General features: G+C 59.2%; 26 protein-coding genes and 2 pseudogenes. 15 read left to right on the top strand and 13 right to left on the bottom strand.

Annotated features, from left to right (window positions below; genetic code table 11):
* On the top strand, nt 1-362 hold a 362-nt coding region (locus NKJ17_RS31425; RefSeq protein WP_352691599.1), incomplete at its 5' end, for a DnaT-like ssDNA-binding protein.
* A gap of 733 nt (nt 363-1,095) precedes the next feature.
* On the opposite strand, the gene NKJ17_RS31420 is transcribed toward NKJ17_RS31425, so the two are convergent.
* Nucleotides 1,096-2,013 carry a LysR family transcriptional regulator gene (locus NKJ17_RS31420; RefSeq protein ID WP_352691597.1) on the bottom strand — a complete coding sequence of 306 codons (918 nt, stop codon included), beginning with the start codon at nt 2,011-2,013 and terminating at the stop codon, nt 1,096-1,098.
* A gap of 97 nt (nt 2,014-2,110) precedes the next feature.
* Between NKJ17_RS31420 and NKJ17_RS31415 the strand changes: the two genes are divergently transcribed.
* Together NKJ17_RS31415 and NKJ17_RS31410 are read left to right on the top strand one after the other, a co-directional pair.
* Nucleotides 2,111-2,902, top strand: coding sequence for an SDR family NAD(P)-dependent oxidoreductase (locus NKJ17_RS31415; RefSeq protein WP_352691595.1), 792 nt, complete (start codon nt 2,111-2,113; stop codon nt 2,900-2,902).
* Between the two features lie 11 nt (nt 2,903-2,913).
* Nucleotides 2,914-3,216, top strand: a complete 303-nt coding sequence (locus NKJ17_RS31410) for a putative quinol monooxygenase (protein ID WP_352691593.1) — start codon at nt 2,914-2,916, stop codon at nt 3,214-3,216.
* A 115-nt stretch (nt 3,217-3,331) separates the two neighbouring features.
* Here NKJ17_RS31410 and NKJ17_RS31405 read toward each other — a convergent pair whose 3' ends face one another.
* The 9 genes from NKJ17_RS31405 to NKJ17_RS31365 form a co-directional block, all read right to left on the bottom strand.
* Nucleotides 3,332-3,901, bottom strand: coding sequence for a TetR/AcrR family transcriptional regulator (locus tag NKJ17_RS31405; RefSeq protein ID WP_352691591.1), 570 nt, complete (start codon nt 3,899-3,901; stop codon nt 3,332-3,334).
* A gap of 120 nt (nt 3,902-4,021) precedes the next feature.
* Nucleotides 4,022-4,714 carry an amino acid ABC transporter permease gene (locus NKJ17_RS31400; protein WP_352691589.1) on the bottom strand — a complete coding sequence of 231 codons (693 nt, stop codon included), beginning with the start codon at nt 4,712-4,714 and terminating at the stop codon, nt 4,022-4,024.
* 18 nt (nt 4,715-4,732) lie between these two features.
* Nucleotides 4,733-5,449, bottom strand: coding sequence for an amino acid ABC transporter permease (locus NKJ17_RS31395; RefSeq protein ID WP_352691587.1), 717 nt, complete (start codon nt 5,447-5,449; stop codon nt 4,733-4,735).
* Nucleotides 5,450-5,507: 58 nt separating this feature from the next.
* Entirely contained in the window at nt 5,508-6,335 is an 828-nt protein-coding gene (locus tag NKJ17_RS31390; RefSeq protein WP_352691585.1) for a transporter substrate-binding domain-containing protein, read from the bottom strand.
* 23 nt (nt 6,336-6,358) lie between these two features.
* Nucleotides 6,359-7,099: an amino acid ABC transporter ATP-binding protein gene (locus NKJ17_RS31385; RefSeq protein WP_352691583.1), complete on the bottom strand. Its 741-nt coding sequence runs from the start codon at nt 7,097-7,099 to the stop codon at nt 6,359-6,361.
* Between the two features lie 54 nt (nt 7,100-7,153).
* Nucleotides 7,154-7,717 (bottom strand): peroxidase-related enzyme, encoded by a 564-nt coding sequence (locus tag NKJ17_RS31380; RefSeq protein ID WP_352691580.1) that lies wholly within the window; start codon nt 7,715-7,717, stop codon nt 7,154-7,156.
* Nucleotides 7,714-8,196: a CMD domain-containing protein gene (locus NKJ17_RS31375; protein WP_352691578.1), complete on the bottom strand. Its 483-nt coding sequence runs from the start codon at nt 8,194-8,196 to the stop codon at nt 7,714-7,716. Before NKJ17_RS31375 ends, NKJ17_RS31380 begins: the two co-directional genes overlap by 4 nt.
* Entirely contained in the window at nt 8,193-9,662 is a 1,470-nt protein-coding gene (locus NKJ17_RS31370; RefSeq protein WP_352691577.1) for an NAD(P)-binding domain-containing protein, read from the bottom strand. Before NKJ17_RS31370 ends, NKJ17_RS31375 begins: the two co-directional genes overlap by 4 nt.
* Nucleotides 9,659-10,630 carry a LysR family transcriptional regulator gene (locus NKJ17_RS31365; protein ID WP_352691576.1) on the bottom strand — a complete coding sequence of 324 codons (972 nt, stop codon included), beginning with the start codon at nt 10,628-10,630 and terminating at the stop codon, nt 9,659-9,661. Before NKJ17_RS31365 ends, NKJ17_RS31370 begins: the two co-directional genes overlap by 4 nt.
* Before the next feature lie 313 nt (nt 10,631-10,943).
* Between NKJ17_RS31365 and NKJ17_RS31360 the strand changes: the two genes are divergently transcribed.
* Nucleotides 10,944-12,014: an NAD/NADP octopine/nopaline dehydrogenase family protein gene (locus NKJ17_RS31360; protein WP_352691575.1), complete on the top strand. Its 1,071-nt coding sequence runs from the start codon at nt 10,944-10,946 to the stop codon at nt 12,012-12,014.
* Nucleotides 12,015-12,300: 286 nt separating this feature from the next.
* Here the strand turns inward: NKJ17_RS31360 and NKJ17_RS31355 are convergent.
* Nucleotides 12,301-12,959, bottom strand: a pseudogene (locus NKJ17_RS31355) (IS6 family transposase); the annotation flags it as partial.
* A gap of 458 nt (nt 12,960-13,417) precedes the next feature.
* Entirely contained in the window at nt 13,418-13,948 is a 531-nt protein-coding gene (locus NKJ17_RS31350) for a Ros/MucR family transcriptional regulator (RefSeq protein ID WP_352691574.1), read from the bottom strand.
* Between the two features lie 512 nt (nt 13,949-14,460).
* Between NKJ17_RS31350 and NKJ17_RS31345 the strand changes: the two genes are divergently transcribed.
* The 5 genes and pseudogenes from NKJ17_RS31345 to NKJ17_RS31325 all read left to right on the top strand — a co-directional run bounded on the left by NKJ17_RS31345 (nt 14,461) and on the right by NKJ17_RS31325 (nt 17,141).
* Nucleotides 14,461-14,661, top strand: coding sequence for a hypothetical protein (locus NKJ17_RS31345; RefSeq protein WP_352691573.1), 201 nt, complete (start codon nt 14,461-14,463; stop codon nt 14,659-14,661).
* A gap of 29 nt (nt 14,662-14,690) precedes the next feature.
* Nucleotides 14,691-14,861 carry a hypothetical protein gene (locus NKJ17_RS31340; protein ID WP_352691572.1) on the top strand — a complete coding sequence of 57 codons (171 nt, stop codon included), beginning with the start codon at nt 14,691-14,693 and terminating at the stop codon, nt 14,859-14,861.
* A 376-nt stretch (nt 14,862-15,237) separates the two neighbouring features.
* A pseudogene (locus NKJ17_RS31335) lies at nt 15,238-15,576 on the top strand (transposase); the annotation flags it as partial.
* Entirely contained in the window at nt 15,573-15,917 is a 345-nt protein-coding gene (locus NKJ17_RS31330; protein WP_352691571.1) for a hypothetical protein, read from the top strand. The pseudogene NKJ17_RS31335 and the gene NKJ17_RS31330, both read left to right, overlap by 4 nt.
* 222 nt (nt 15,918-16,139) lie before the next feature.
* Complete coding sequence (locus NKJ17_RS31325) at nt 16,140-17,141, top strand: GlxA family transcriptional regulator (RefSeq protein ID WP_352691570.1); 1,002 nt, start codon at nt 16,140-16,142, stop codon at nt 17,139-17,141.
* Between the two features lie 556 nt (nt 17,142-17,697).
* Here the strand turns inward: NKJ17_RS31325 and NKJ17_RS31320 are convergent.
* On the bottom strand, nt 17,698-18,756 hold the full coding sequence (locus tag NKJ17_RS31320; RefSeq protein ID WP_352691569.1) for a LacI family DNA-binding transcriptional regulator: 1,059 nt from the start codon (nt 18,754-18,756) through the stop codon (nt 17,698-17,700).
* A gap of 161 nt (nt 18,757-18,917) precedes the next feature.
* Between NKJ17_RS31320 and NKJ17_RS31315 the strand changes: the two genes are divergently transcribed.
* The 6 genes from NKJ17_RS31315 to NKJ17_RS31290 all read left to right on the top strand — a co-directional run bounded on the left by NKJ17_RS31315 (nt 18,918) and on the right by NKJ17_RS31290 (nt 24,493).
* Nucleotides 18,918-19,907, top strand: a complete 990-nt coding sequence (locus NKJ17_RS31315; protein ID WP_352691567.1) for an autoinducer 2 ABC transporter substrate-binding protein — start codon at nt 18,918-18,920, stop codon at nt 19,905-19,907.
* A gap of 86 nt (nt 19,908-19,993) precedes the next feature.
* On the top strand, nt 19,994-21,508 hold the full coding sequence (locus tag NKJ17_RS31310) for a sugar ABC transporter ATP-binding protein (RefSeq protein WP_352691566.1): 1,515 nt from the start codon (nt 19,994-19,996) through the stop codon (nt 21,506-21,508).
* A complete protein-coding gene (locus tag NKJ17_RS31305; RefSeq protein ID WP_352691564.1) occupies nt 21,501-22,502 on the top strand; it encodes an ABC transporter permease in 1,002 nt (333 codons plus the stop codon). The genes NKJ17_RS31310 and NKJ17_RS31305 overlap by 8 nt, the downstream gene beginning before the upstream one ends.
* Entirely contained in the window at nt 22,499-23,494 is a 996-nt protein-coding gene (locus tag NKJ17_RS31300; protein ID WP_352691563.1) for an ABC transporter permease, read from the top strand. Before NKJ17_RS31305 ends, NKJ17_RS31300 begins: the two co-directional genes overlap by 4 nt.
* Nucleotides 23,495-23,499: 5 nt before the next feature.
* Nucleotides 23,500-24,348 (top strand): sugar phosphate isomerase/epimerase family protein, encoded by an 849-nt coding sequence (locus NKJ17_RS31295; protein ID WP_352691562.1) that lies wholly within the window; start codon nt 23,500-23,502, stop codon nt 24,346-24,348.
* Between the two features lie 4 nt (nt 24,349-24,352).
* Nucleotides 24,353-24,493: a hypothetical protein gene (locus NKJ17_RS31290; protein WP_352691561.1), complete on the top strand. Its 141-nt coding sequence runs from the start codon at nt 24,353-24,355 to the stop codon at nt 24,491-24,493.
* The last annotated feature ends 390 nt before the right edge of the window (nt 24,494-24,883 follow it).

The following is a 24,883-nucleotide window of genomic DNA, read 5'->3' as shown; positions in this document are numbered from 1 at the left end:
ACGATATGCGCTTTCAGGGCGTGCCGACAGGCGGACTGGCGCAGGAACGTGCATGGCCGCGCACCGGCGCCACGGTCTACGGCTCCGCGCTCGCCAGCGACTTGATCCCGCAACGGGTGATCGACGCCTCGTATGAAGCCGCATATCTCGAACTGGTTAAGCCCGGCCTGCTGTCGATCTCCTTTGACGCTTCCAAGAAGGTGAAGCGTCAGAAGGTCGAAGGCATCGAGCGTGAGTTCTTCGAACCAGGTGACAGCGGCAACATCTTCGCACCGGATGCGCCGGTCTCGACCATCATCGAGGGCTTGCCCGCCCCGCTAATCGGTCCCGCCTACGGTCTGCCTGATATTTCGGTCGTGTAGATGGCCGGCTTCTACGACGACATGGCCGAAAGAACTGCTCCAGCCGGATGGCGAGGGCGGATTAGGGCAGGGAGAGGTCTTTCTGCGGAGAAGCACAACCGGCGCTCTAGACAAAGACCGCGTCTGGCGCCTCTGCGACTTCGTTGGCACCACAAGGTAGCAGGCCGGGCCCTGAAATCATTGAAGATTTTTTTGGACAGTGCGCTACCAAAGGTTCATGTTTTTGGCATGATTTCAACAGTTTATAGATAGGTTGGTAGCGGGAGAGCTACCGCCTTCCCCACACTCATCGAGCTACCAGTTCCGGCTTCGCTGCTGCGGCTGAGCGAGATAAGTCGAGCGGCGACAATGCTTTTGGTCGCCGAAGACAGAGCGTCGTCGCCGATCAGCCGCCGGACTTGTCGAGAACTGCAATCGCGCGCGATCTCGCCCGGTTGGCTTCCATCCCGAAGCAAAAAATGTGAATCAGCACGAAAGATTGATTCCTTGCCTTCGCTGCCCAAAGCCTTGATTTGCATAAATGAAATGAAAACCAGGCATGGTCACGATCGCGGCCGATGCTGACGCTACCTTGATCGCGAAGCTGCTAGCAAATTCATGAACTTGTTGCCTTTGGGCCGAGGGGTCAACCTTCCGTCCCGATTCACAGATGCATCTGGAAAGCATCGGGTGCGTTCTCGATTACCGGGCTTCGACTTGTCACGACTGAACAACCCGAATTGACGCGCCGCTCCTATATCCCCTTCAGGAGGGGCGTTTCGTCGAGCACCTCGACCATATATTCAATGAACGCACGTACGCGGTGTGGCAGCGGTCCGCCACCCACATAGATGGCATGGACTAGTTCGAGGTCGCCTGGATTGCAATCTTCGAGTAGTGGCACGAGCCTTCCCTCGGCTATTTCGGCGGCGACATGGAAAAGGCCCAGCCGTGCAATGCCGGTGCCGACAATTGCCATCTGCTTCATGGTCTCGCCATTGTTCACGACAAGGCTACCCGTGACCGGCTGTGCGACGTCGCGACCCTCGAACCGGAAGGGCCAGGATGGCCGGGCGCGGCGGAAGTTGAAGGTCAGGCAGTCATGGCGCTCGAGATCGGCGGGGATCTCCGGCTTGCCCCGACGGTCGAGATAGGTAGGGGCGGCGCAGATGACGCGCCGGCTCTGCCCGAGCTTGCGCGCGATCAGACCGCTGTCCGGCAGATTGCCCATGCGGATGGCGACATCGATTTTCTCCGCGACGAGATCGACGATCCCGTCCGTGAAGCTCAGATCGACGACCAGATCTGGGTTGCGGGCGACGAAGGCGGGCATGGCCGGGGCCACGAACATCGTGCCGAACGGGATGGTGGCGTTGACCCGCAGTCGTCCACGCACCGCGCCGCCAGACGCCTCCTGATCGGCGTCGTTCAGATCCTGCAGTATCTTGAGCGTGGCATGATGATAGGCCTCGCCTTCCTCGGTCAGCGTGATCGCACGCGTCGTGCGCAGCAGAAGACGTGTGCCCAACCGAGCCTCAAGACGCGCGATCAACTTGCTGACCGCCGAGGGCGTCAGGTCGAGGCTGCGCGCGGCGGCGGAGAATCCACCCTCCTGAACAACACGCGCGAACACCTCCATCTCGCCTGATCGTTCCATCAATATGCGCGGCATTGATGATTCCCGTTCACAGGTGCATGTCCTTTGGCGGCAATAGTGCTCTCGGGTCTCAAATCATAGATTGCCTCCAGGCACAATCTGGAGACTTTTCATGGACCTGCAGCTGAGGGGCAAGACCGCCCTTGTCACCGGTGCCACCGCCGGCATCGGAGTCGAGATCGCCCGCGCACTCGCGCTCGAAGGCGCAATCGTCATCATCACCGGCCGCGACCGGGCGAAGCTCGATGCGGCGATCGCCACCGTCAAGGCGCCAGGCAACAAGGCCGTCAGCGGCATCCTGGCCGACGCCGCCAGCGCCGAGGGCGCGGCCCTTATCGCCAAGGGCGCGCCAGCGATTGATATCCTCGTCAACAATCTTGGCATCTACGAGAGCAAGCAGTTTGGTGACATCACGGACGCGGACTGGAGCCATCTGTTCGACGTCAACGTGATGAGCGGCGTGCGTCTGTCGCGCGCCTATCTCCCCGGCATGCTGGAGCGGGACTGGGGTCGGATCATCTTCATCTCAAGCGAATCCGCCCTCGCCATTCCGGCCGACATGATCCATTACGCGACCACCAAGACGGCGCAGCTCTCGATCTCGCGGGGCCTCGCGCAACTGACGCGCGGCACCAACGTCACGGTCAACGCGGTGATGCCGGGGCCGACCCGTTCGGACGGCATCGAGACCTTCCTGCGCAGCCAGGCGAGCGACCCGTCCGCACCGATCAAGCAGATCGAGGCCGAATTCTTCGCCAGCGCACGCGCCCCATCGATCCTGCAGCGTATGATCGAGGCGGAAGAAGTCGCAAACCTCGTCGCCTATCTCGCCAGCCCTCGCTCATCAGCCACCAACGGCGCCGCCCTGCGCACCGAAGGCGGCCTCATCAACACCATCGCCTGACAGAGGTATCAATGTCACAGTCACCGCTTACCGTTATTGCCATCACCACCGCCAAACCGGGCAAGGAGGCGGCGCTCGGCGCAGCCCAGGAAAAGCTGGTCGCAGAGACCCTGCTCGAAGACGGCTGTCTGCGCTACGAACTGCATCAGTCGCTCGATGACGGCCGCGTCCGCATCTTCGTCGAGACGTGGGCAAGCGAAGATGAGTGGCGCGCCCATATGGACGGCGCCGCCATGCAGCGCTTCCAGGCCAGTGGCGTGGGTGACTATTTCGCCGATTTCGCCCTGCACCGCCTGACCAAAGTCGCGGGCTGACAGGGGGCATCCGTCATCCGAACACGGTGGTGCTCGGGTCGGATATATGCCGACGGACCTGCGCGCAATCCCCGTCTAATCCCGTGGAAAAAGAGATTCCATCCTGGAACGACGGCTACTTGCTGACAAGGCGCATGATGGTATCGATATTGAACTGCAGCCTTGTATCGAGAGCTTCCCGCGACATCAGATCACGCTCGTAGATGATGGCGCCGGTAAAGCGGTTGGTGAAGTAGTAGTAGCCGATGGCGGCGATCGTGATGTTCAACTGAACCGGAGCGACGCCGTCCCGGAACACGCCCTGCTTTGCACCGCGCTCCAGAAGCGTGTCGACCATCGTGACCAGACGTCGGCTGATGTCCTGAACGACCTTGGACTTCTTGAGATGGCGCGCGTTGTGCAGGTTTTCGCTGTTAACCATGGTCAGGAATTCCGGATTATCGAGATAATGTTTCCAGGTGAAGCGCACCAGCCTTTCCAGCGCTTCCTTGGGGTCGAGATGATCGAGTTCCAGCTTTTGCTCGGCCGTTCGAATATCGACATAGGCGTCTTCGAGCACGCGCTGGAACAGGCTCTCCGCTCTCGCTGCAGAATAGAGCAGCGGCGAACGCCTGTCCGAGCATGCGATCGTAGCGTCGGGCGGGATGGTGATAGCGGAGGACCACTGTCCATGGAATCGCGTCAAATCACCAGTACATACATCGGCTATTTGAGGTTCGCCTCAAGCTTTTCATCCCCAAAAGAATTGCCTCCCAGGTGCGGCTCGATATCCGAAGCTTGGCGATCCTGTCCCACATGCTTGCCCTCACGTCCGTACCCTAAGGGCCTGTTCCAGCCTGTCGGCAATCTGGGTGACGATATAGGCAATCACCATGTAGATCACGACGGCAATCACGAAGGCTTCGAGGTAGTAGTAGTTCAGCGCGGCGGTCAACTGGGACTGGGCGAAGATATCGACAACCTCGATGGCGAATCCGAGAGAAAGCGCCTTCATGATGACCATCATCGAGGTTGTCAGGTCTGGAATTGCCGTGAGCGCCACCTGGGGGAACAGAATCCGTCGAAACAGCTGGCCGTTCGTATAGCCAAGCGAATGGGCGGCGTCTGACTGACCTGTGTCGAAGGCGTTCAGGGCTCCCTTGATAATCTCGGATTGGAACGCAGCGATACAGCCTGTCACTGCGATAACAAGGATGACCCAGTTGGGTGTTTCGTGGGCGTTGAAATTGATCCCGAGCAACGAGAGCAGGAACTGGAATGCCGGGGGCAGACCGAAATAGGCGAGGAAAATCACGATGACCATCGGAACGCCCTTGAAGACGATTTTGTAAGCCATGATGAGTTCTCGCAGCACCGGGACTCGTCTGTATTCGACGAGTGCAAAAATGCTGCCGACTATCGTCGACAAGACGAAAATCGTCAGCGCCATTCCAAGCGTTACAGGTACGGCGCCCAGAATTTCCTGGGTGTCCTGGAGCAAAATATCGGTATCGAACATGGTTTAATACCCTTTAGGTCAGACGCTGGCGATGGCCGCGTTCTTGATCTGAGCCGTTGTGGTAGCCTCAGGTGCTTGCATCGGCGAGCGAAGCTCGAACAAGTGCACGATGAACCACGCGATCAGGCACATCAGCGCATAGATGACCGCCAGGACGAGGTATGTTTCGAACTGGTACTGGTTATAGTCGCGCTCCATGATCAAGTGCGCGGTCGCCATCACGTCCGCCGCCCCGATGTACATGACCAGCGCAACGTTGTGGATCAGGTAGATGATGGAGTTTCCATAGCCGGGCAATGCGAAGTGCACCGCCTGGGGGCCCACGATGCGGGTGATCTTCTGGCGAAAGGTATATCCTAGGCTGTCGGCCGCATCATGCTGGCCGCGATCGACGGCCAGGTATGCGGGCCGCAGGACTTCCGACAGATAACCGCCATGGTAAAAGCTCAGTCCGACCATCGCAGCGATCGTCGGCGAGAAGAAATCTGCGGAGCCGAACAGGGCCACCAACAAGGGTAGCCCATAGAACGCGACAAACAACTGGAGGACGACGGGAACGCTGCGGGCATAGGACACGTAGAGGTCGGTAAGGTGGCTGACCACTGGGATCCTGCGAACCCGCAATGTTGTCGCAACGAGCGCCAGGCAAAAGCCGACCAACATGGCGGTAAGCGTGATGGCGAGCGTCAGCGGCAATGCCGAGAGCAACTCGGGAATCATAGCAGAAACATCCACTTGAAACACTCCTTCTTGCAATTCAGCCTTGCCGCTGACGATATCTACTCAGATCGCGTCATTTCATATACTTGACGATGCCTTCGCCAAACCACTTCTGCGAGAGCTTTTCGATCGTGCCGTCGTCTTTCAACTCCTTGAGAACTTTGTTCACGTCGTCGACCACAACCTTGTTTTCATCTGACCTGTGAATAAGCATATAGGTGTTGTTGGTGAAGACTGGTTCGGACGCTACGATGTCGAGCTTCTTTTCATCGATGACGGTCTGCTCACCGAGATTTGAAGGCAGGACCAATGCGTCGAACTTGCCGTTCTGAACTTCGTCCAGTCGGTTCGGATACGGGATTCCGGCGCTGGACGCCGTCACGTCAAGCTTGTATTGCGGATTTTCTTTTTGCCAGTTCATGATGAACTTGTAGGTTCCGCCGCCGGCCGTGGTCGGAACGATCCTCTTGCCGACCAGGTCTTTCATTTCCTTGATGCCGCTGCCTTTCTTGCTGTAGATCTTCATCAAGCTGGCGCCCATGGGGTTTTCCGGAATGAAGAACTGCTTCGCGCGCTCGGGCGACTTGTAGTAGCCACCGACCGCGATATCGTATTTGCCTGTGGCCAGGCCGGTCTCCTGCGCGATGTCGGAGACACCTTCCATTTCGAACTTGTACTGCGGCAACTTTGCGTTGATCGCCCTCAGCAGATCGGGTTCATAGCCTTGCGGCTCGACGCCGAGCGCGCCCCAAGCCAATGGCTTGGATTCGGCAGAGGTCGCGATCTTGATGGTCCGAACGGTCTGACCATAACCGATCCCTGCGGTTGCAAGGGCAATTGCGATGCCGCCGGCGACGGCCAGGGCATAACGACGGGAAAAACTGGATTTGATTGTAGACATTTCTTAGTTCCCTTCTTGTTGAGTTATTGAAAAGCAAGTTCTGACTGCAGGAATTGAGCAAGTCGTGGGCTGGAAGGCGCATCGAAGATCTCAGCCGGACTGCCATCGGCGGCAACCACGCCACGATCCATGAAGACGATCCGGTTTGAGATGTTCCTTGCGAATTGCATTTCGTGGGTCACAAGCAGCGAAGTGATCCCGGACGACGTGACATCTTTGATGACCTTAAGAACCTCACCGACCAGTTCTGGATCAAGCGATGACGTCGGTTCGTCGAAGAGCATCACATCCGGCCGAACCGCCAGCGCTCGTGCGATTCCAGTCCGCTGGAGCTGGCCGCCTGACAGTTGGGACGGATAGCTGTCCCGCTTGGCCGAGAGGCCAACTCGCTCAAGCTCCCTGAGCGCGATTTCACGGGCCTCGTCCGTGGATTTGCGTTGCACGACGACCAGCGGATCCATGACGTTCTGGAGGACGGTCATGTTCTTGAAGACGTTGAATTGCTGAAAGACCATCGCTGTCCGCAGCCGGATAGCCTGGATGGCTGCCTTGTCGGCGCGCTGGTAATCCATCTGAATCTGGTCGAACGCGATGGTTCCAGATGCCGGCTTGACCAGGTAGTTGATGCATTTCAGCAGAGTGGTCTTGCCTGTGCCGCTGGGGCCAATGATCGACACGACGTCACCTCGCTTTACCGAGAGATTGACGCCGTTCAGGACCTGCGTGCTTCCGTAGGACAGCTTTATATCTTTGAGTTCAAGCATTCTGGTTGGTGCCCTTCAGTGTGGGACGGAGTGCCTTGACGGCATGCGATATCATCACCCGCTCTCCGCATGGCCGAGAACGTGCATCAGCCGGTTTGCCCAGCCGAAGATCGATATGGCGTGGATCAGGTCGATGATCTCGCGATCGTCCATGCCGACTGATCGAAGCGCGGCGATATCGTCTGTCGTTGCTTCCGACGGTGCCGCCGACAGGCGGCGGGCAAAGCTGTAGATTGCCGCATCGCGGGGCCCTAGCGCTTCGGGTTTGTCGAGATAAAGCGCGGTGACAACCTGGTCGCTCTTGGTCAGCTCTGCATGCCTGCGGGCGTGGACAACGGCACAGAATTTGCAGCCATTGACGATCGAGGCGCCCAATGCGCCAAGTTCTCGATCGGGACGGGCGAGCCCGCCTTCGACATACATGATCGCGTTGAACAAGATGGTGCGGGCAAGATAGCTCTCTGGGTCATGCGCAAGGGTGCGCACATATTCCGAAACTTTCTTGGCCGATGGCGTGACCTTCATCGCCTCAAGCTGTTCCGGCGTGGCCTCGGACAGCTCGACCGGCGCGATGTAGGGATGCCAATTCAAGGGCTTCAGACGAACCGAGGAGATCATGTCGACCTCATCAGACGCAAGCCGGTCGCCACCCGTGTCTGGAAGTTGACAAAGGCAATCAGTTCCGAGAGCGCGACAATCTGAGGATTGTTCAATCCAGCTTTCTCAAGCAGAACGATATGGCTCGCTTCCGCGCTTTTCGGCGTCAGCGTGATCAGGTCGACATGACGGACGATGGTCGCCAAAGGTTCATTCAAATCCGTTTCCCCTCGGGCCAAGGCCAGAAGCTGCTCAGTCGGGTCAAGCTGAGCCAACTGGACATCATACTCGGCCATCAGGATCGGATCGGCATTCAGGGCGGCCATGCGGCGGGCAAGAGCAACCCTCAAATTCGGCGCCAGCCCCTGATCGTTTAAAGGCTGCAAGACGGAGAGGCGACATTCTTCCGCCCCTTGCACGAACTCCGGCCGAAACCGCCTTGCGGCGAAAAGGGTATCATCCGGTGAAAGGCCGGCAGCCTTGTCCATCGCGTCGATCACAACGCGGCCTCCTTCTGCAGCAGGGGAGTTGAATCGACCCATTCGTCGCCCAGAAGCTCTGGCGTGTCGTAAGCCATCAGATTGGCGAAGTGGGTTTCGACATCTTCGGCAAAAAGTGACGATGCGATGCCGCGCACAAGACGGTCGGCACCGGCGCTGACGGCCGGGATGTCGCCGGAGACCTTGCCGTGCGTCAGCATGGCGGCGTCGTTGAAGCAGTGGATATGTGCCAGCATCGGGCAGGAACCGGGAATGCGTTCGCGAAACTCGAAGGCAGGACCGAGATCCGGCGCATCCGACATGCCCGCCCGCGGCGGCCCCATCTCCGGTGAATACCGACCATCCGACCAGGTCCGGATATGCGGGGCGAGCGCGGCAAATTCCGGGCGGTCACTGAAGTCGTTTGAAAAGCCGGTTGCAGCGATCAGGAAGTTGTAGTGCATTGGCCCCTGCGTTGTTTCGATCAGCAGGCCCCCGGCATCTTCCTTTACCGCAAGTATGCCGCAGTCGAGAAAGAACCGAGCATTGGAGTGGCGAGATACGCGAAGCGTCGAAGAACGCGGCGGCGGCGTCTGGGTCGAGGCGGTGTAGTCGAAGAATTTCCACTTCCACGCATCGGGCAGTTCATGGATGCCGAGCACGACACCCTGGCTGCCGATGCCGGTCAGCTTGTTGATGCGTGGCATTTCCTTGCGGCGGATCAACATGTCCACAGAGCCGGCGCCAGCCTCGAGGGCTGTTGCGGCATTGTCCATGGAAGAGGCACCAGCGCCGATGACAGCGACACGCTTGCCTTTCAGCGCGTCGAAATCGATGTCGTCGGCAGAATGAGCCCAATAGGCGCGATCGATGCCCTTAAGGAAATCGGGCACGGCAAAACCGCCGAGACCCGACCGGCCTGTGGCCAGAACGAGATGACGGGTGAGAACCCGGCCCGTTTCGGCGCCCTCGACATCGACTGCAATCAGATCGCCGGAGGGCGCGACGCCGGTTATGCGCACGCTGTTGCGCACCGGCAGAGCAAGGACCTTGCGGTACCAGACCAGGTAATCCATCCACTGGCCTCGCGGAATCTTGTCAAGCGCCTGCCAGCCGTCGGTTCCCCACTGGGCCGTATACCAGGCGCGGAACGTCATTTGAGGCAGCCCGAGCGACGGACCGTGCAAGGTCTTGGGCGACCGAAGCGTTTGCATACGGGCAAAGGTCACCCATGGTCCTTCGAGCCCGGCCGGAGCCGCATCGTAGGCGACGACATTGGTGATGCCGGTCAGCACCAGTTTTGCCACGGCGGCAAGTCCGCACATGCCGGCGCCAATGACAACGACGTCACGGACCGGGACGCCATTCTCCGTGCGCGTCGGAACCCAAGGCTTGGCCGGCAGCTCGAGAAACTCGAGATCCTGTGCAAGCTGCGCTTCCAGCGCAGCGAGCCCCGCCGGGGCCGGCAGTGTGGGGGTATGCTTCATATTCCAGTCCCGTGATTTGTGCCGGATTCAGAGCCGTTCACCAACTGGCCGGCCAAGGCCGGATCGAGCTTCGTGAAACCCGCGATCGTGCGTTCAGCAACCGCTTCGACCGCATTCATCAACGCCTGCGCGACCGGACGAAGCGGACGTTTTTCGGCGGCCACAACGCCCCAATAAAACAGAACGGTCACGTCGATCGGGCGGATGACGACATCAGGCAGGGCGAGGCCATAAGCGGTGAGGGGATCGATGACTGCCGCAGCGCCAGTCTGGCGCACGATCTGCAACGCACCGTACGCGGTATTGGTCCGGATCATTGGACCGGTGTCGATGCCCCTGGCCGCCAGTGCCTTGGAGACATGCAACTGAAAACGCAGCGGATTGAGAAGCGTGGCGACGCGTCGACCGGCAAAAGCCGAAAGCGGGATCACATCAAGCTCAGCCAGCGGATCGTCCTTCCGCACGGCAGCCACATCGGGTGCCGAATAGAGCCTCAGGACATCCAGGCCGGGCGTGTCGAGCGGCAGGCTCGAAAAACCGATCTCGGCACGACCGCTGCGCACTTCCTGGGAAACGATCGAAGGAAGAAACTGCCCGAGATGCGTCTCGTGCGGAAGTTCGACACCCTTGAGCTCGGCCATGGCCCTCGGGATCAAGCCGGTTCCAATCGCAGAGGTGGTGACAATCTGCAGGATCCGGCCTCTGCCGGCGGCAATCATTTTGGCCCGAGCTGCCAACTCGGTGAAGGACATCAGCAAGCGCCGCGCTTCCTCCTCGAAAGCCGCACCCTCTTCGGACAACTGCACGCGTCGACCGACACGGTGCAACAATTCGAAGCCGAGCTCCACCTCGAGGTCCTGGATGGTGCGGGTCACCGAAGGCTGGGAACGTCCGAGCACGTCAGCCGCCTTGGTGATGCTGCCGCTGGCAGCAACAGCAAGGAAGGCCTGGAGATCTCGAGTTTCCATTTACGCCTACATGCGTTTTATGTATGAGTACGATCGTCTCATGCAGATTTGATATATGTCAAGGCGGAAATGAAATATGGCCGGGGACGTGTCGGTGATTCGAGGTACGTCGAAATGGTTCGCCAACCCAAAGAGCGTCGTCGACCGTCCCGGCTATGTGGCTCGAACGCGTTCCAGTTGATCCCGTGGAGTGACGATCGCATGGGTGGGCGGGCGCAAGGAAGCGATGGGTTTCGATCGAGTTGTGCCTGCGTGCTCACACAGCAACGGCCTTCGAGCCGCGATCCATAAGGACTGGAACAGGAGAAATCCTATGCGCGTGAGTATTCTGGGGGCCGGCGCAATTGCTTACGGCCTTGCTGCCTACCTGGCAGAAGTGGGACATGATCCAATGCTTTGGTCGCCGTCGGGAGTGCGAACCAAGGCACTCGCGGCCGGTGAATTGCTAAAGGCCACAGGCGCTATCGAGGCAACGGTGCCGGTGCGTATCGCCAAGAATTGTAAAGAGGCCGTTGCCACCGCGGACGTAGTGATGATCGCGCTGCCGGCTAACGGGCACAAGAAAGTGATGGATGCTGCCGCTCCTTATCTCAGCCAGGGAATGCCGTTGATCATCAGTTCGCACACTTCCTTCGGAGCGCTGTATCTTTCCAAGCAGTTGTCGCAACGCAAGGTTAGCCTGCCGATCGTCGTCTGGGGCACAACGCTGGTGACCGGCCGCCAGTCCGGACCAACAGAAGTCCATGTCGCCAGCGTTCGCCAGAAGCTCGATGTTGCGACGCTGCCTTTCGATGCGATGGACCAAGGGTTCCAACTTTGCACGACCCTGTTCGGAGATCGTTTCGTCAGGCGCGACGGTCTGCTTGCGATTGCGCTCAGCAACCTCAATCCGCAGAACCATCTGGGGATTGCCCTCTTCAACCTCACACGCATGGAGAAGGCAGAGCAGTGGAGCCAGGGTGGAAACGTCACCCCGGCGGTCGGCCGCTTTATCGAGACCCTCGACGCCGAACGATTGGCGATCGCTAGTCGTTTCGGTGCGGCCGTGCGCACCGTCCAGGAGCACTTTTCTTTGTCGTTCCATGTGCCGATGGACACCGTTTCTGAAATGAACCAGGAAATGGATCGTCAAGGCCGTGGCGGCTTTGGCCCGACAACCATCGAAAGCCGCTATATCCTAGAGGATGTTCCGTTCGGACTGCTGCCGACCGTTCTTTTAGGAAAGATCAGCGGAAATCCAGCACTCCTGCACGAGGCCGGAATTGCCATATTCTCGGCCGCCTACGGTCGCGATCTCAAGCGAGATAATGATATTCTTCCTGCGCTTGGCATCCAGGGAATGGAGAAGGCGGACCTTGAAATCCTTTGCCGTAAGGGATTTTAACGACTCTCCCGAGGAACATGGGGCACGAAGGGTCGTCGCAGCGACAAGGGTCATTGTGCCATCCCTCAGCAATAGCCTCGTAACTCGGTCGGCCTCCTGCAGTATGTGGGCCTCAGTACTAGCTATTCTTCGTGGACATAGTCGGGAGATCGAACTGAGATCGAATGCCCATGTCCGCCCATTCGGCCGAATGAGGTGCCGGCCGCCTGTCGGGCGAAACTGTCCGCGGAACAGTTAGAACGGGATGGGCGCAAACCGTGTCATCATGCCGCTTGTGGCGCCATACCTTCCATTGCGCCATGGCATTCAGGCGGTGAAGATGGATTTCAAAGGCGGAGCGTTTTGAACGGGGGCGGGACGAAGAGATTGCGGACTACAGAGAAGGTCGAGACAAAACGGTGGAGCCTCCCCGGTGGTCGAAAACCTTGCATCATCCGCTCTCGTTTTCGCAGTGGCACATGCGAATTCTCCGCTCTGTTGTTCAAGCCCTTGTGCGACCGGTGCTCGATGTCCGTCATGACCTGACGCCGCGCTGCTCCATAGGAGCCGAGCTTGTCGGTGATCATGCGCTTCGGCACCTGACCCTGCTTCTTCAACAGCCGTGTCAGCAAGCGCTTGGCGGCCTTGGTGTTGCGCCGGGTTTGGACGATCTCGTCGAGCACATAGCCGTCCTGGTCGACGGCGCGCCATAACAAATGCTTCTTGCCGGCGATCGTGATGGCGACTTCGTCGAGGTGCCAGATATCATTTCGACGGGGCTGCTTGCGGCGCAGGCGCCGGGCGTAGTCCGGCCCGAACTTCCTGCCCCCAGCGACGGATCGTCTCGTAGGAAACGACGATGCCGCGCTCGAGCGGCATGTCTTCGACGTGACGCAGGGCTCAGCGGAAATCGATAATAAAGTCACACCGTATCTCGGGTGGGAACCGATGCCGTTTGTAGCTGATCTGCGAAGTGTAATCCCCCGCATCTATCGCAGCGATCCCTGACAAGCGGTTGCCGTGACAACGCCGCCGTCGACGTGCTGGCAAACTTGCGCTCGATCTGGACAGTCTGCTAGAGCCGCGGTGGCCGGGCCACCGCGGGCTCAGTCGTTTGGAATAGCACGGGTGTTGAGATCAACTCTTCGGCGTCTTGCCCTCGTAAGACAACACGTCGCCGACCGGCTGGTACTTCGCCCCGTCGAACTGGAACAGCTGAAGCGACTCGATGGGATAGATATCGTCTGCTCCATTGGTCGTCAGCGTGATGCCAGGAAGCAGCAGACCTAGCTCTACATGGGTCGTGCGGGTGGGAGCTGCGCGCCGCGATTGACTGGGCTACTCTTCTGATCGATGTGCTGGAACAGTAGGCTTTGCCATTTTCAGGCACGACACCGCACGGACCTCCTTTTTCGTGCAGCACGCTACGCTTTGACGAGTGCCTTGCGCGCCTTCTTTACCGGCGACTTGATTGCCGTGGGGGCTGTTGTCGCTGCTGCTGCGCGACCAGCTCGTTTTGGTTTTTCTGCCGCGGCTGGTGCGGGCGCTGCCTTGCGCCCGAGCCCGATGGATTTCGCAAGAGCCGAGCGGGTGGCCGCGTAGTTTGGCGCCACCATCGGATAGTCGGAGGGCAGGTTCCATTTCTGCCGGTATTCGTCAGGGCTCAGATTGTAATGCGTTCCGATATGCCGCTTCAAGGATTTGAATTTCTTCCCGTCTTCCAGGCAAATGATGAAATCCGGTGTCACTGATTTCTTGATGGACACCGCGGGCTCCAGCTTGACTGCGGCTGGAGCCACAGGTGTGCCGATCCCTTGCAAAGCAACATAAGTATCTCCGATCAGCTTCGACAACTCGCCGACCGGCAGCGGGTTATTCGAAACGTAGGCGGAAACGATCTCGGCGGTAATTGATACGAGATCAGCATGGTCGTTTTGGTCTGCAGAAACGGTCATCGAGTTTTCCTCTTGTCTAATGCCGCGCGTTGAAAAGGATGGGCTGTTTATTGCCAAATCACGCAAACAATTCGTTATTCCGCCAACAAACCTCATTCGTTGCAAATATCAAGCCGGCAAGCTTCGCTTTCATCGACTCAGCCTGGGACGCGCTCGATCTCGATAACGAGCGGCTGACAAGCTGGCACGCCCAGCATGGCTGGGATGCTGGTCCGCGAGCGACGGATCATCAGGGCGACCGGCATGCTGAATGGTCAGTGAGGAGACGTCCACCTTGACTTCGGCACTTCGGCACTTCGGCCGGCGCCTCGACGTGCAAATCCCTGGGCCGATCACGAGAGCCCTTCTAAGCCACACCGCGGCGCGACATCAAGACGAGCATGCGTATTCTTGCGCGAAATATTCCGGACTGAGGGCAAAGCAACGATGACCAACCGTACGTTTCTTACATCCAATTGAAGCCAACCAAGAATAGATTATTATTCCGCTGGGGCGTATCGTTGGGGGGGTGGATGAGCAGTGTTCAAAGGGTAACTCCAGTTCTAGAACAAGCAATCGCTGCACTTCTAAACAGGGCCGAGTATGACGGCACCGTTTCGATCAAAGCGGCAGTGAAGGAAATTAGGCGGGCTGCGCCTTATTTGGCCGCATCCGATGAAGAGCTAACCGAGGCGATTTTCGAAGTATCTGCTGCCATGGGCCTGTCTCAATAAGTGGCATTGGGTATACTGGCGATCTGGCTTTGTTAAAGCAGGTCTTTGATCGTGTCTGCGCCGAGGCAGGTATCTCCGTTGGTAGCATGGAGGCGGAGCGCCTGAGCGTGAGCGCAATGGCACTCTTCTCGGACGGCGAGTTCGACGAGGCCGTTCTTTATGAACGCCTTTGGATTGTTGCCCGCTCCCTGCCGAGATGAGACTGAACATGACCGCCGACCTCCAGGAAATTCTAGCGAGCATTTCGCTCGATACGAAATCCTCCTGTTGATACAGGAGAGGCAGTTTGCCCGCGTTGCACTGCTGCGCGAGATCGGGCCGACTTTTTTGTGGCTGATATGTGCCCATTACTTTGCGTGGGCGCGAACGGACTTTTTGCCCTCTAAATGGCTTCTGCCTAGGAAGGAGGGACGCTACGCCGCCCCTGTTAAAGCTCAGAGCGTGCCCGCTTGTTCGTCCTCAACCTCCGCATCATGGCGCGAGCGCCCTCAAACGAACCGTTCTATACCCTTCCGATCTCGATCTACGCCAATGGTTATTCGACCAGACATGCAGTGGCGAGCGTATCGCCACTCATCCGACCGGCCGCAGGCGATCACGCTCGGCGCCGACAAGGCCTATGACGCGGAGGACTTCATAAACGAGCTGCGCCCGATGAGGGTGACGCCGCACGTGGCGCAGAACACGAGCGGCCGCCGTTCCGCGATCGATCGCCGGACCACGCGCCACGGTGGCTATGCCGTCAGCCAGCGCATCAGAAAGCGCATCGAAGAGGCGTTCGGCTGGATCAAGACCGTCGCCGGGCAGGAGAAGACCAAGTTGCGCGGCCGCGACCGCGTTGGATGGGCCTTCACCTTCGCGGCCGCCGCCTACAATCTGGTGCGGCTGCCCAAGCTCTTGGCGGCGCCGAAATGACCGCGCCCGCGGGCTGCCAACTGATCGGCCGGTGGCGGATCATCGAAGCCGATCTCTGGGATCGCGGTTACCTGAACCTCTGTGGACCCGCAACCATCACCATCGGACCCGACAACAACGGCGAGATCGCCTTTGGCGCCCTGCAAGCCGGCCTCGATCTGAGCTACGGCCCCTCGATAGTTCACTTCACATGGGGCGGATGTGACGAGATGGACGACGTCACAGGCAATGGCCATGCCGAATTGCTCGACGACGGCTCGATCGAGATCACCTTCGCCTACCACAACGGCGACGAAGCCATCCTCAAGGCAGTACGCCAGACTTCTTCAACAGCCTGCTAGTAGCAGCCAGTTGGATGGACACGAAATGCATGATTTACCCGGATTTTGGCCCCAGAAACCTGCCTGGCCGCCCCACCGTTCTCATGCTGTTGGGAAGGAAAATATGATAAATTGCGTCCTGCGACGGAATCTCATCACCATGTGGAATGAAGTACCGTTGTTGCCGCGTCTGGCGTAGACAACGCATCGCGACATCCTGTTCGCAACACCAACGTTAGCCCAATGAATATAGCCGAACATCCCATCAAGCGTTCCCTCGTCTTCTTCCTTGTGCCGGATTTCACCATGGTCGCCTTTGCGACGGCGCTGGAGCCTATCCGCATCGCCAACCGGATGCTCGGTTACGAAGCCTACAAATGGCGGCTCGCTAGTATCGACGGGCAGCCTGTACCCGCTTCGAACAACGTGTTGTGCGCCGTGAACACGTCGTTGGAGGACGAGCGGCGTAAGATGGCTGGCCCAGATAGGCCATCGATGGTCATCGTCTGCACCGGCATCAACATCGAGCGCTATTCAAACAAGTCGGCCTTTGCCTGGTTGCGCGAGGAACATAATCGCGGTGTTGCGATCGGCGGGCTCTGCACCGGTGCGCATATGCTCGCGGCTGCCGGGTTGCTTTCTGGCAAACGCTGCGCCATCCATTGGGAAAACCTGCCTGGCTTCGCCGAGGCGTTTCCGAACGCCAACGTTTTTGCCGACCTTTTTGAGGTCGACCAGAACATCTATACATGCGCCGGCGGGACTGCTGCTCTCGACATGATGTTGAAGCTGATCGGCGATGATTTCGACGACACTCTGGTCAGGCACGTATGTGAGCAGGTGCTGACCGATCGAGTACGCAGCCCGAGCGATCGCCAGCGACTTCCTCTGCGAGCACGGCTTGGCGTTCAGAACTCCAAGGTGCTGACGATCATAGAACTCATGGACGCCAATCCGTCCGAACCGATATCGATTGGTGATATTGCCGACCATGTCGGGCTCTCGCGACGGCAGATCGAGCGTCTGTTCCATCTCGAAATGGGTCGCTCCCCGGCCCGCTATTATTTGGATATCCGCCTTGAGCGCGCACGGCATTTGCTGATCCAGTCAGCCTTGCCCATAGTCGAAGTGGCCATCGCGTGCGGCTTCGTTTCGGCGTCGCATTTTTCCAAATGCTACCGGGAACTCTACGCCCACACGCCGCAGCAGGAACGACTGAACAGGAAACATCCCGTCGCTGTCTAAAACGTCACCGGCATTGCCACATCCGCATCCGGTTCGACCAAAAAGGGCTTCGACGGCGTGGCCGCACTCAGTCTTGCGATGGGGCGCATCTCAGCCCGCATGTTTTCGTTGCCGCCTCCATTGCACACCGCACGACGTCCGCAAGTCGCGGCAATAAAACGTGGGCCCTTTGATCGAGTTGCCATTCACCCGAATGCGATCAGCGGATCCGTGGCATCGAATTATCGCTTCGACAGCAGCACGTCGCCGGCCTTCACCGCCCGGCCGCGCGCAACCGAAGGGCGCCGAGACGACGCCAGGTTTCATTCTCAACTTTCTCCTGAGGCTACTCAACAGATAACGAGTCCGGCGAGCTTGCGTATCCAGAGCAAAGACGCGAGCCGATCGGAGCAACTGATCCAGCAGCAATACTGTGAGGAAAGGTTTGCTGCGAGCGCCGAACTTCCCTGCGCGCCACTGTTCCGCTGCCGCCGCTGACTTCCATAAAGACGCTACACGTGCCAGGCGTTGATGCCTGGATGAAGAGAGCTGTGCAAAGACGGGTTCTCGGGGCGCTTCACGCCATATCCTTCAACGCGTCCAGCGGCCCTTTCAGAGCCGACCTGGGTTGGATCAACTCCGGCGCAATCAGGAAAATCTGCGGGGCCGTGGGCGGTTCATTGATCAGTTCGAACGCCTTCGCAATCATCGCCTCAAAATTCTGCCGCACCATGATTACGGGGAAGGGCAGGAAAGAGGCGAATGGGTCATAGTCGTAGCAACCGACGACAAGCTCGCTAAACATCTCCGCCGGCCGGCCCGCCATGAAACGCAGCAGACCCTCCATATTGATCGACGAATTGATGAACAATGCGCGCGGCAGCTTGCCATGGCGTTGGCAAAATGCCTCGAAGGCACGCAATGTTATGTCCGGCGAATAGCCGGAGGACTGTACTCCGTCATCAGGGTCGGCGCCCAACAGTGCCTTTTTGGTCGCATGGAAAGCGGCGATGCGCTCGCGGCTTGCGTGGTCGTTGCGGCCACCAAACAGAAACAGCTCGTCCGGTCGCAGGGGGTCATCATTGCCGAACTGGCGGATGATTGCCTCCGTCAGCATCCGCGCACCCTCATAGTTGTCGCTGATTACCGAATGCGCCTTTGCTCCCGGGAGGTCGATGTTGACATGCCTCAGTCCCGCCGCCTCGCAGACCTCGTGTACGCCGTCGGGATCGGTGGCGCCGACGATGAAGAGCTGGTCGATTGAGTAGGAAATCAGCGTCTCCGCGGTCCGGCGTTCCTCTTCCGGGTCGCGGCTGGCACTCACCACGACCGGGCATTGACCGCGGCTGCGCACATGTCCCTCAAATGTCTGCGCCATTGAGGAGAAGTAGCGATTGTCGTGGATGGGCAGCATCAGGCCGACGAGGCCAGATCGCGACCGTCGCAAGCCTCGCGCCTGCAGATTGGTGGTGTACTGGTGGCGTTCGGCGAGGCTGAGAATTGTTTCCGCCGTACTTTCCTTGATGCGGCGCTTGCGCCAAGTGCCATTCAGCACTGCGCTCACGGTCGACGGCGAACTGCCCGATAGCACGGACAGATCATAGATCGTCGCCTTCTTCTTGACCTGCTGATCCATCTGGCCCTCCGGAGGGTCTCTTTAGAGCAATATTCGGTTGGAGCAATATCTCCCTTGACGAGCGCACCCTGATGCAAGATAGTCGTTGCACCATCGATTGTGCAAGCGCAAATCGGTGGCGGAGGTATGTTCCCAATGGGAACGTTATGGGAGGAGTTCAGATGAAAAAGTTGATGATCGCGGCGCTCGCCGCGACCCTTGTGCTTGGCGGATCAGTCGCTGCCATGGCTCAGCAGGCCGGCAAGGTCGGCGTCGTCGTCAAGATCGGCGGCATTCCCTGGTTCAACGCAATGGAGGCGGGCATCAAGGAGCGCGGCCAGAAGCTCGGCGTCGACGCATTCATGGTTGGCCCGACCAGTGCCGATCCGGCACTGCAAGTTCGCGCCATCGAGGATCTGATCGCACAGGGCGTCAAGGTCATAGGTGTCGTGCCGAATGATGCGAAGGTGCTTGAACCTGTCCTGCAGAAGGCGAAGGACGCCGGCATCATCGTCATCACGCATGAATCGCCTGGCCAGAAAGGCGCTGAGTGGGATTTCGAACTCGCGTCCGCGACCGGCTTCGGCGAGGCTCACGCCAAGCTCTTGGCGGACAAGATGGGGGGCAAGGGTGAGTATGCGGTTTTCGTCGGGTCGCTGACGGTGCCGCTGCACAATGCCTGGGCCGATGCGGCAATTGCGTATCTGAAGAAGAACCATCCTGACATGAAGCTTATTGGCGACCGTTATGGCGTCGCCGAGGATGTGGACAAGAGCCGCAGCACTGCACTTGACCTGATTTCCGCCAATCCCGGCTTGAAAGGCTTCCTTGCCTTCGGCAGCCAAGGCCCGATCGGCGCTGGCCGCGCAATCGAAGAGCGCCGGAAGGTGGGCCAGATATTCGTGCTCGGCCCATTCTCGCCAGGTCAGGGCCAGAAGCTCATCAAGAGCGACGCGATCTCCGGCGGCTTCATGTGGAATCCGAAACAGGCGGGTGAGGTTTTCGTCACGCTGGCCGACCAGCTCATGAAGGGCAAACAAGTCAAGGACGGCGATACGATCGAAGGGCTAGGGACAGTCAAGCCCGACTTCGAAAACCATAACATCATCGTCGATCAGCTGGTCCCGATCAACAAGGACACTGTCGACGGCCTCGCGGCGATGGGTCTGTAAAGCCTCCCAAGGCTGTGGCAGCCGGGCTGGCCTCGAGCCTGCCCGGCTGAGCATGTGTCAACGCGATTAGATCCAGGTTCAACTCGATGGCTGATCAGGCACCCGATGGCTCCGCGTCACGGCCGTTGCTGTCGCTCCGCAACGTCAACATGACGTTCGGCGGCGTGAAGGCGCTGAAGAATGTCAGCTTTGAGGTGCTGCCGGGCGAGGTGCATTGCCTGGCCGGCGAGAACGGCTCCGGCAAGAGCACGCTGATCAAGGTCATCACCGGCGTTTACAAGCCCGAGGCGGGCGCCGTGATCGACTATGACGGCCAGAGCTACTCCCACATGTCGCCGGTAGCGGCGCAGGCCGGCGGGATTCAGGTCATCTGGCAGGACCTCGCCCTGTTTCCCGAGATGACTGTCGCCGAGAACATCGCGTTCCAGACTGTCATCGGCCGCTGGCCGCGGCTGGTGAACTATGCCGAAATGCGCCGTGTCGCGACCAACGCCTTGCAACGTCTTGGTATTACCCTCGATGTCGATCTCGCCCTACACCATTTTCCCATCGCACAGCGGCAGATCGTAGCAATCGCGCGCGCCCTCGTCGGCCAGGCGAAGCTCGTCTTCATGGACGAGCCGACGGCGTCGCTCACTCAATCTGAAACCGACTATCTGTTGGACATTGTGCGGAACCTGTCGGCGTCGGGTGTTGCCGTTGTGTTCGTCAGTCATCGCCTGGCGGAGGTTCTCGAAATCTCCAGCCGTGTGACGGTGCTGCGCGACGGCGCACTGGTTGGCGTCTTTCCGACCAAAGGTCTGACCCAGTCGCGCATTACAGAGCTGATGACCGGCAAGACCTTCGACTATTCCGTCCTGCATCGCGATTTGAGCACGAGCCCGGTTACGCTCGAGGTCAAGGGGTTGTCGCGGCCTGGCGAATTCGAGGATGTGTCATTGACGGTCCGCCGCGGCGAGACGCTCGGCGTCACAGGGTTACTCGGGGCAGGGCGCACCGAGCTGGCGTTGACCTTGTTCGGCATGCGCAAGCCGAGGTCCGGCTCTGTTGTGCTGGATGGCAAACCGGTCCGCTTCGGTTCCAACTGTGACGCGATCGCCGCCGGTGTCGCCTATCTTTCGGAAGACCGGCTGTCGCTAGGTCTCATTCAACCCCAGGCAATTGCCGACAACATGGTCATTGCCTCGCTGGACAAGATTCTCTCTGGCGGTCTCATTTCGAGCGATCGCAAACGATCCCTAGTCGGTAGTTGGATAAGGGATCTCGGCGTTAGGATCGGAAAGCAGGAAGACGCGGTCTCGACCCTGTCGGGGGGAAACCAGCAACGTGTCGCCATTGCAAAATGGCTGGCGACTGAACCGAAACTGCTGATCCTCGACGGACCGACGGTCGGTGTTGATGTTGGCGCGCGTGCCGGCATATTCGATATCGTTTCCAAGCTGGCCGACAGCGGCCTGTCGATTATCCTGATCTCGGACGAGGTCCCTGAAGTCTATTTCAACGCGGACCGTGTCCTGCACATGGCTCAGGGGCGCATTGTCGGCGAATACGTTCCCGGCGCCACGTCCCTCCACGCGATCGAAGAGGCGGTCTATGCGTAGGTTTGTCCGCTCTCACGCAACGGAGCTGGCTCTGCTCGCCGTGATCGCGGTCATCTGCGCCTTCCTGTCGTTTGCGACAGACCGGTTCTTCACCCTCGGCAATGCGTTTGACCTCCTGAACACAAGTTCGGTCAACATCATCTTCGCCGTCGGTCTGCTCGTCGTGCTGATTGCCGGCGGCATTGATATCTCCTTCGCGGTTGCTGCCTCCGTCGCGCAATATCTGACGGCAATCGTCCTTGGCTGGATCGGCGGCGGGAATTGGATTGTCGGCCTCACCATCGCTGGCGCATTGGGCGTCACCTTGGGCTGCATCAATGCTTTCCTGATCCACAGGTTCAGGATCATCTCGATCGTCGCGACGATTTCGACCTTCAACATTTTCTTCGGCTTGCTGATGTTCTTCACAGGCGGCGTTTCAATCTACAATCTGCCGGACTGGCTCACCGCCCGCGTGGTCCTGTTCGAGCGCGAGATGGCTGATGGCACGTGGGCGGAGATCACCCTACCCGTGCTCATTATGGCGATCTGCGTATTCGCTACCTGGGCGTTGATCACGCGCACGACCACTGGTCGCCAGCTCTACGCTTTCGGCGACAATCCGGAAGGCGCGCGCCGCTTCGGCATCAATGTTGGGGCCATGCAATTTATCGCGTTCGGCTGGCTTGGCCTGATGGCGGGCATCGCCGGTCTCGTCCAAGCGCATTACGCGCAGGAAGTGGTGCCCAACGCCCTATATGGGCGCGAACTCGACGTCTTGGCAGCCGTGGTCCTTGGCGGTGCGCGGCTTGGCGGCGGCAAAGGCAGCGTGCTCGGCTGCATCCTTGGCGTTCTGTTGGTCTCGATCACCCAAAACGGACTTAATTTGATGGGCGTGTCGCCTTTCGCGTTCAAGATGATCGTCGGCACCATCATCCTGGCCGCCATTACCCTTTCGAACACCAGCATTGAACGGCTGCTGCCGTTCCTGAAAAGCCGGCGGATGCCTTCATGACGGTTGTGATTGAACGCGTCCGCAACTTGCTCGGCCCCGAACTTGCAGGTCCGCTTGCCGCGTTTGCGGTAGTCATGATCGTGTTCGGCATTGCCGCACCGAACTTCCTTTCCCGGGCTACTTTTGGCTCCGTCGCCTACCAACTGCCGGAGCTCGGCCTGCTCACGCTCGCCATGCTGCTCCCGATCCTGACCGGCGGCCTTAACCTGGCCATCACCTTCACGGCCAACATCGCCGGGCTGACGCTCGCTTGGATCCTTCAAAGCCAGGGCGGCGTCGACGCGGGCATCGGTGCCTTTGTCCTTGGCTCGATCCTTGCCCTTGCGGTCGGAGCACTTAGTGGACTGATCATGGGGCTCGTCATCGCCTACACTAAGGCTCACCCGATCCTGGTCTCGCTGTCGATGATGATTTTCCTGCGCGGTCTTGGTGAGTTCCTGACCCACGGCGGCGACGTGTCCGGCTTTCCCGGCTTCCTGGCGCCGATCGGCTACGGTTCGATTCTTGGGATCCCGGTTCCGTTGCTCATATTCATCGCGTGTGTGCTGATCTGGCACCTCCTGCTGACGCGCATGAAGCTGGGCTTCAACACCTATATGATCGGCTCCAACATCGAGGCCACGCGCTACTCCGGCATCAACACGCGCAAGGTGCAGGTTCTGGTCTACACATTGTCCGGTGCGATGTGTGCGGTCGCCGGCATCATCATGCTGGCCCGCTTCAATTCGGTGCGTGTCGGACACGGCGAGTCCTACCTGCTGATCACTGTGCTTGCCTGCTTTCTTGGCGGGGTCAATCCATTCGGCGGCTTCGGTCGCGTGATCCCTGTCTTCGTCGCGCTCGTGGTGCTCCAGTTACTGTCCTCGGGACTCAATCTGATGGGCGCCAACCAGCATCTGGCGACGGCGGTCTGGGGCATTTTGATGATCACGGTGATGATCCTGCGCTGGCTTGCCGGGCGCCTAAAGTTCCTGAACACAAACAAAGGGTGAGTTAGATGCATGGTTTTGGGGTCCACACCTCGATGTGGACGATGAACTGGGATCGGACCGGCGCAGAGAAGGCGATCGCCGCTTCTGTCAAATACGGCATGGACTTTATCGAGATCGCGCTACTGAACGCGCCGGCGGTCGATGCCGCGCATACGCGCTCCTTGCTGGAAAAGCACAATCTTCCAGCTGTTTGCTCGCTTGGCCTGCCGGAGCGGGCCTGGGCCTCGGTGCGGCCGGATGCCGCTATCGAACATCTCGAAGTGGCCATCGACAAGACGGCAGAGATGGGCGCTCTGGCGCTTTCGGGCGTGATTTTCGGCGGTATTGGCGAACGCACCGGCCTGCCCCCCACCGAAAAGGAATACGACAACATCGCGCATGTGCTGACCGTCGCCGCCAAGCACGCCAAGATCCGGGGCATAGAGCTCGGAATCGAGGCGGTGAATCGCTACGAGAACCACCTTATAAATACTGGCGCGCAGGCCGTCTGGATGCTCGAGAAAGTCGGCGCCGACAACATCTTTGTTCATCTCGACACCTACCACATGAACATCGAGGAGAAAGGGGCCGCCAATGGTATTCTGGCCGCTCGCGATCACCTGAAGTATATTCACTTGTCAGAGAGCGATCGCGGCACCCCGGGCACCGGCAACTGCCCCTGGGACGAGATCTACGCAACGCTCGCGGCGATCGGCTTCAAGGGCGGACTTGCCATGGAAAGCTTCATCAACATGCCGCCGGAAGTCTCCTACGGCCTCTCCGTCTGGCGGCCAGTCGCGAAGGACGAGGCCGAAGTGATGGGCAATGGCTTGCCATTCCTGCGCAACAAGGCTCGCCAATACGGTCTGATCTGACCCAATGGATGACGGGCTGGAGGCGGACGGCGCGAAGAACGCCGCTTTCTGTGTCGGCAAGACCAACATAAAGCTCTCGGTGATGACATTCGACGGCGTGCTCGCCGAGATCGCTTATGGTGAAAAAAATGTTTGGACCCAGTAGAGTTTTGCCCGGAAGCGACCGGTCCAGCAGATCCGGCCGCTCGGCGAATGCGGCAAGAGCGGCCCGACAAAGGCGAACGTCGGTATCCCTGCCTCGTGTAGGGCGGCAAGCGCCTTGAGGCGATGCGAGCTGCGCGGCGCGCGCACCTCGTCACGCGCCTTCATCGATCACAGGACGTGCTCTAACAGCAGCGTTGGGCGGCGGAACCATACGGAACGGTACGGGAAGACTTCTGATTTTGACCCACGAAAAACCCAACAAAATCAATGATTTTAATCCGTCCTCCGGGCCCACCATTGGCTCCTGGGTACGACCCGGAGACATGGGTAACAGAATGTACCTAAGACATGGGTGACAACCTCGTGCCGAACGGGTTGTCGATGGTCTGCA

Origin of the sequence: Mesorhizobium sp. M0208 (genome assembly GCF_040322015.1) — a bacterium.
Lineage (GTDB): Bacteria > Pseudomonadota > Alphaproteobacteria > Rhizobiales > Rhizobiaceae > Mesorhizobium.
Note: the sequence above shows the minus strand (reverse complement) of the source record. Positions and strands in the feature narration are given on the sequence as shown.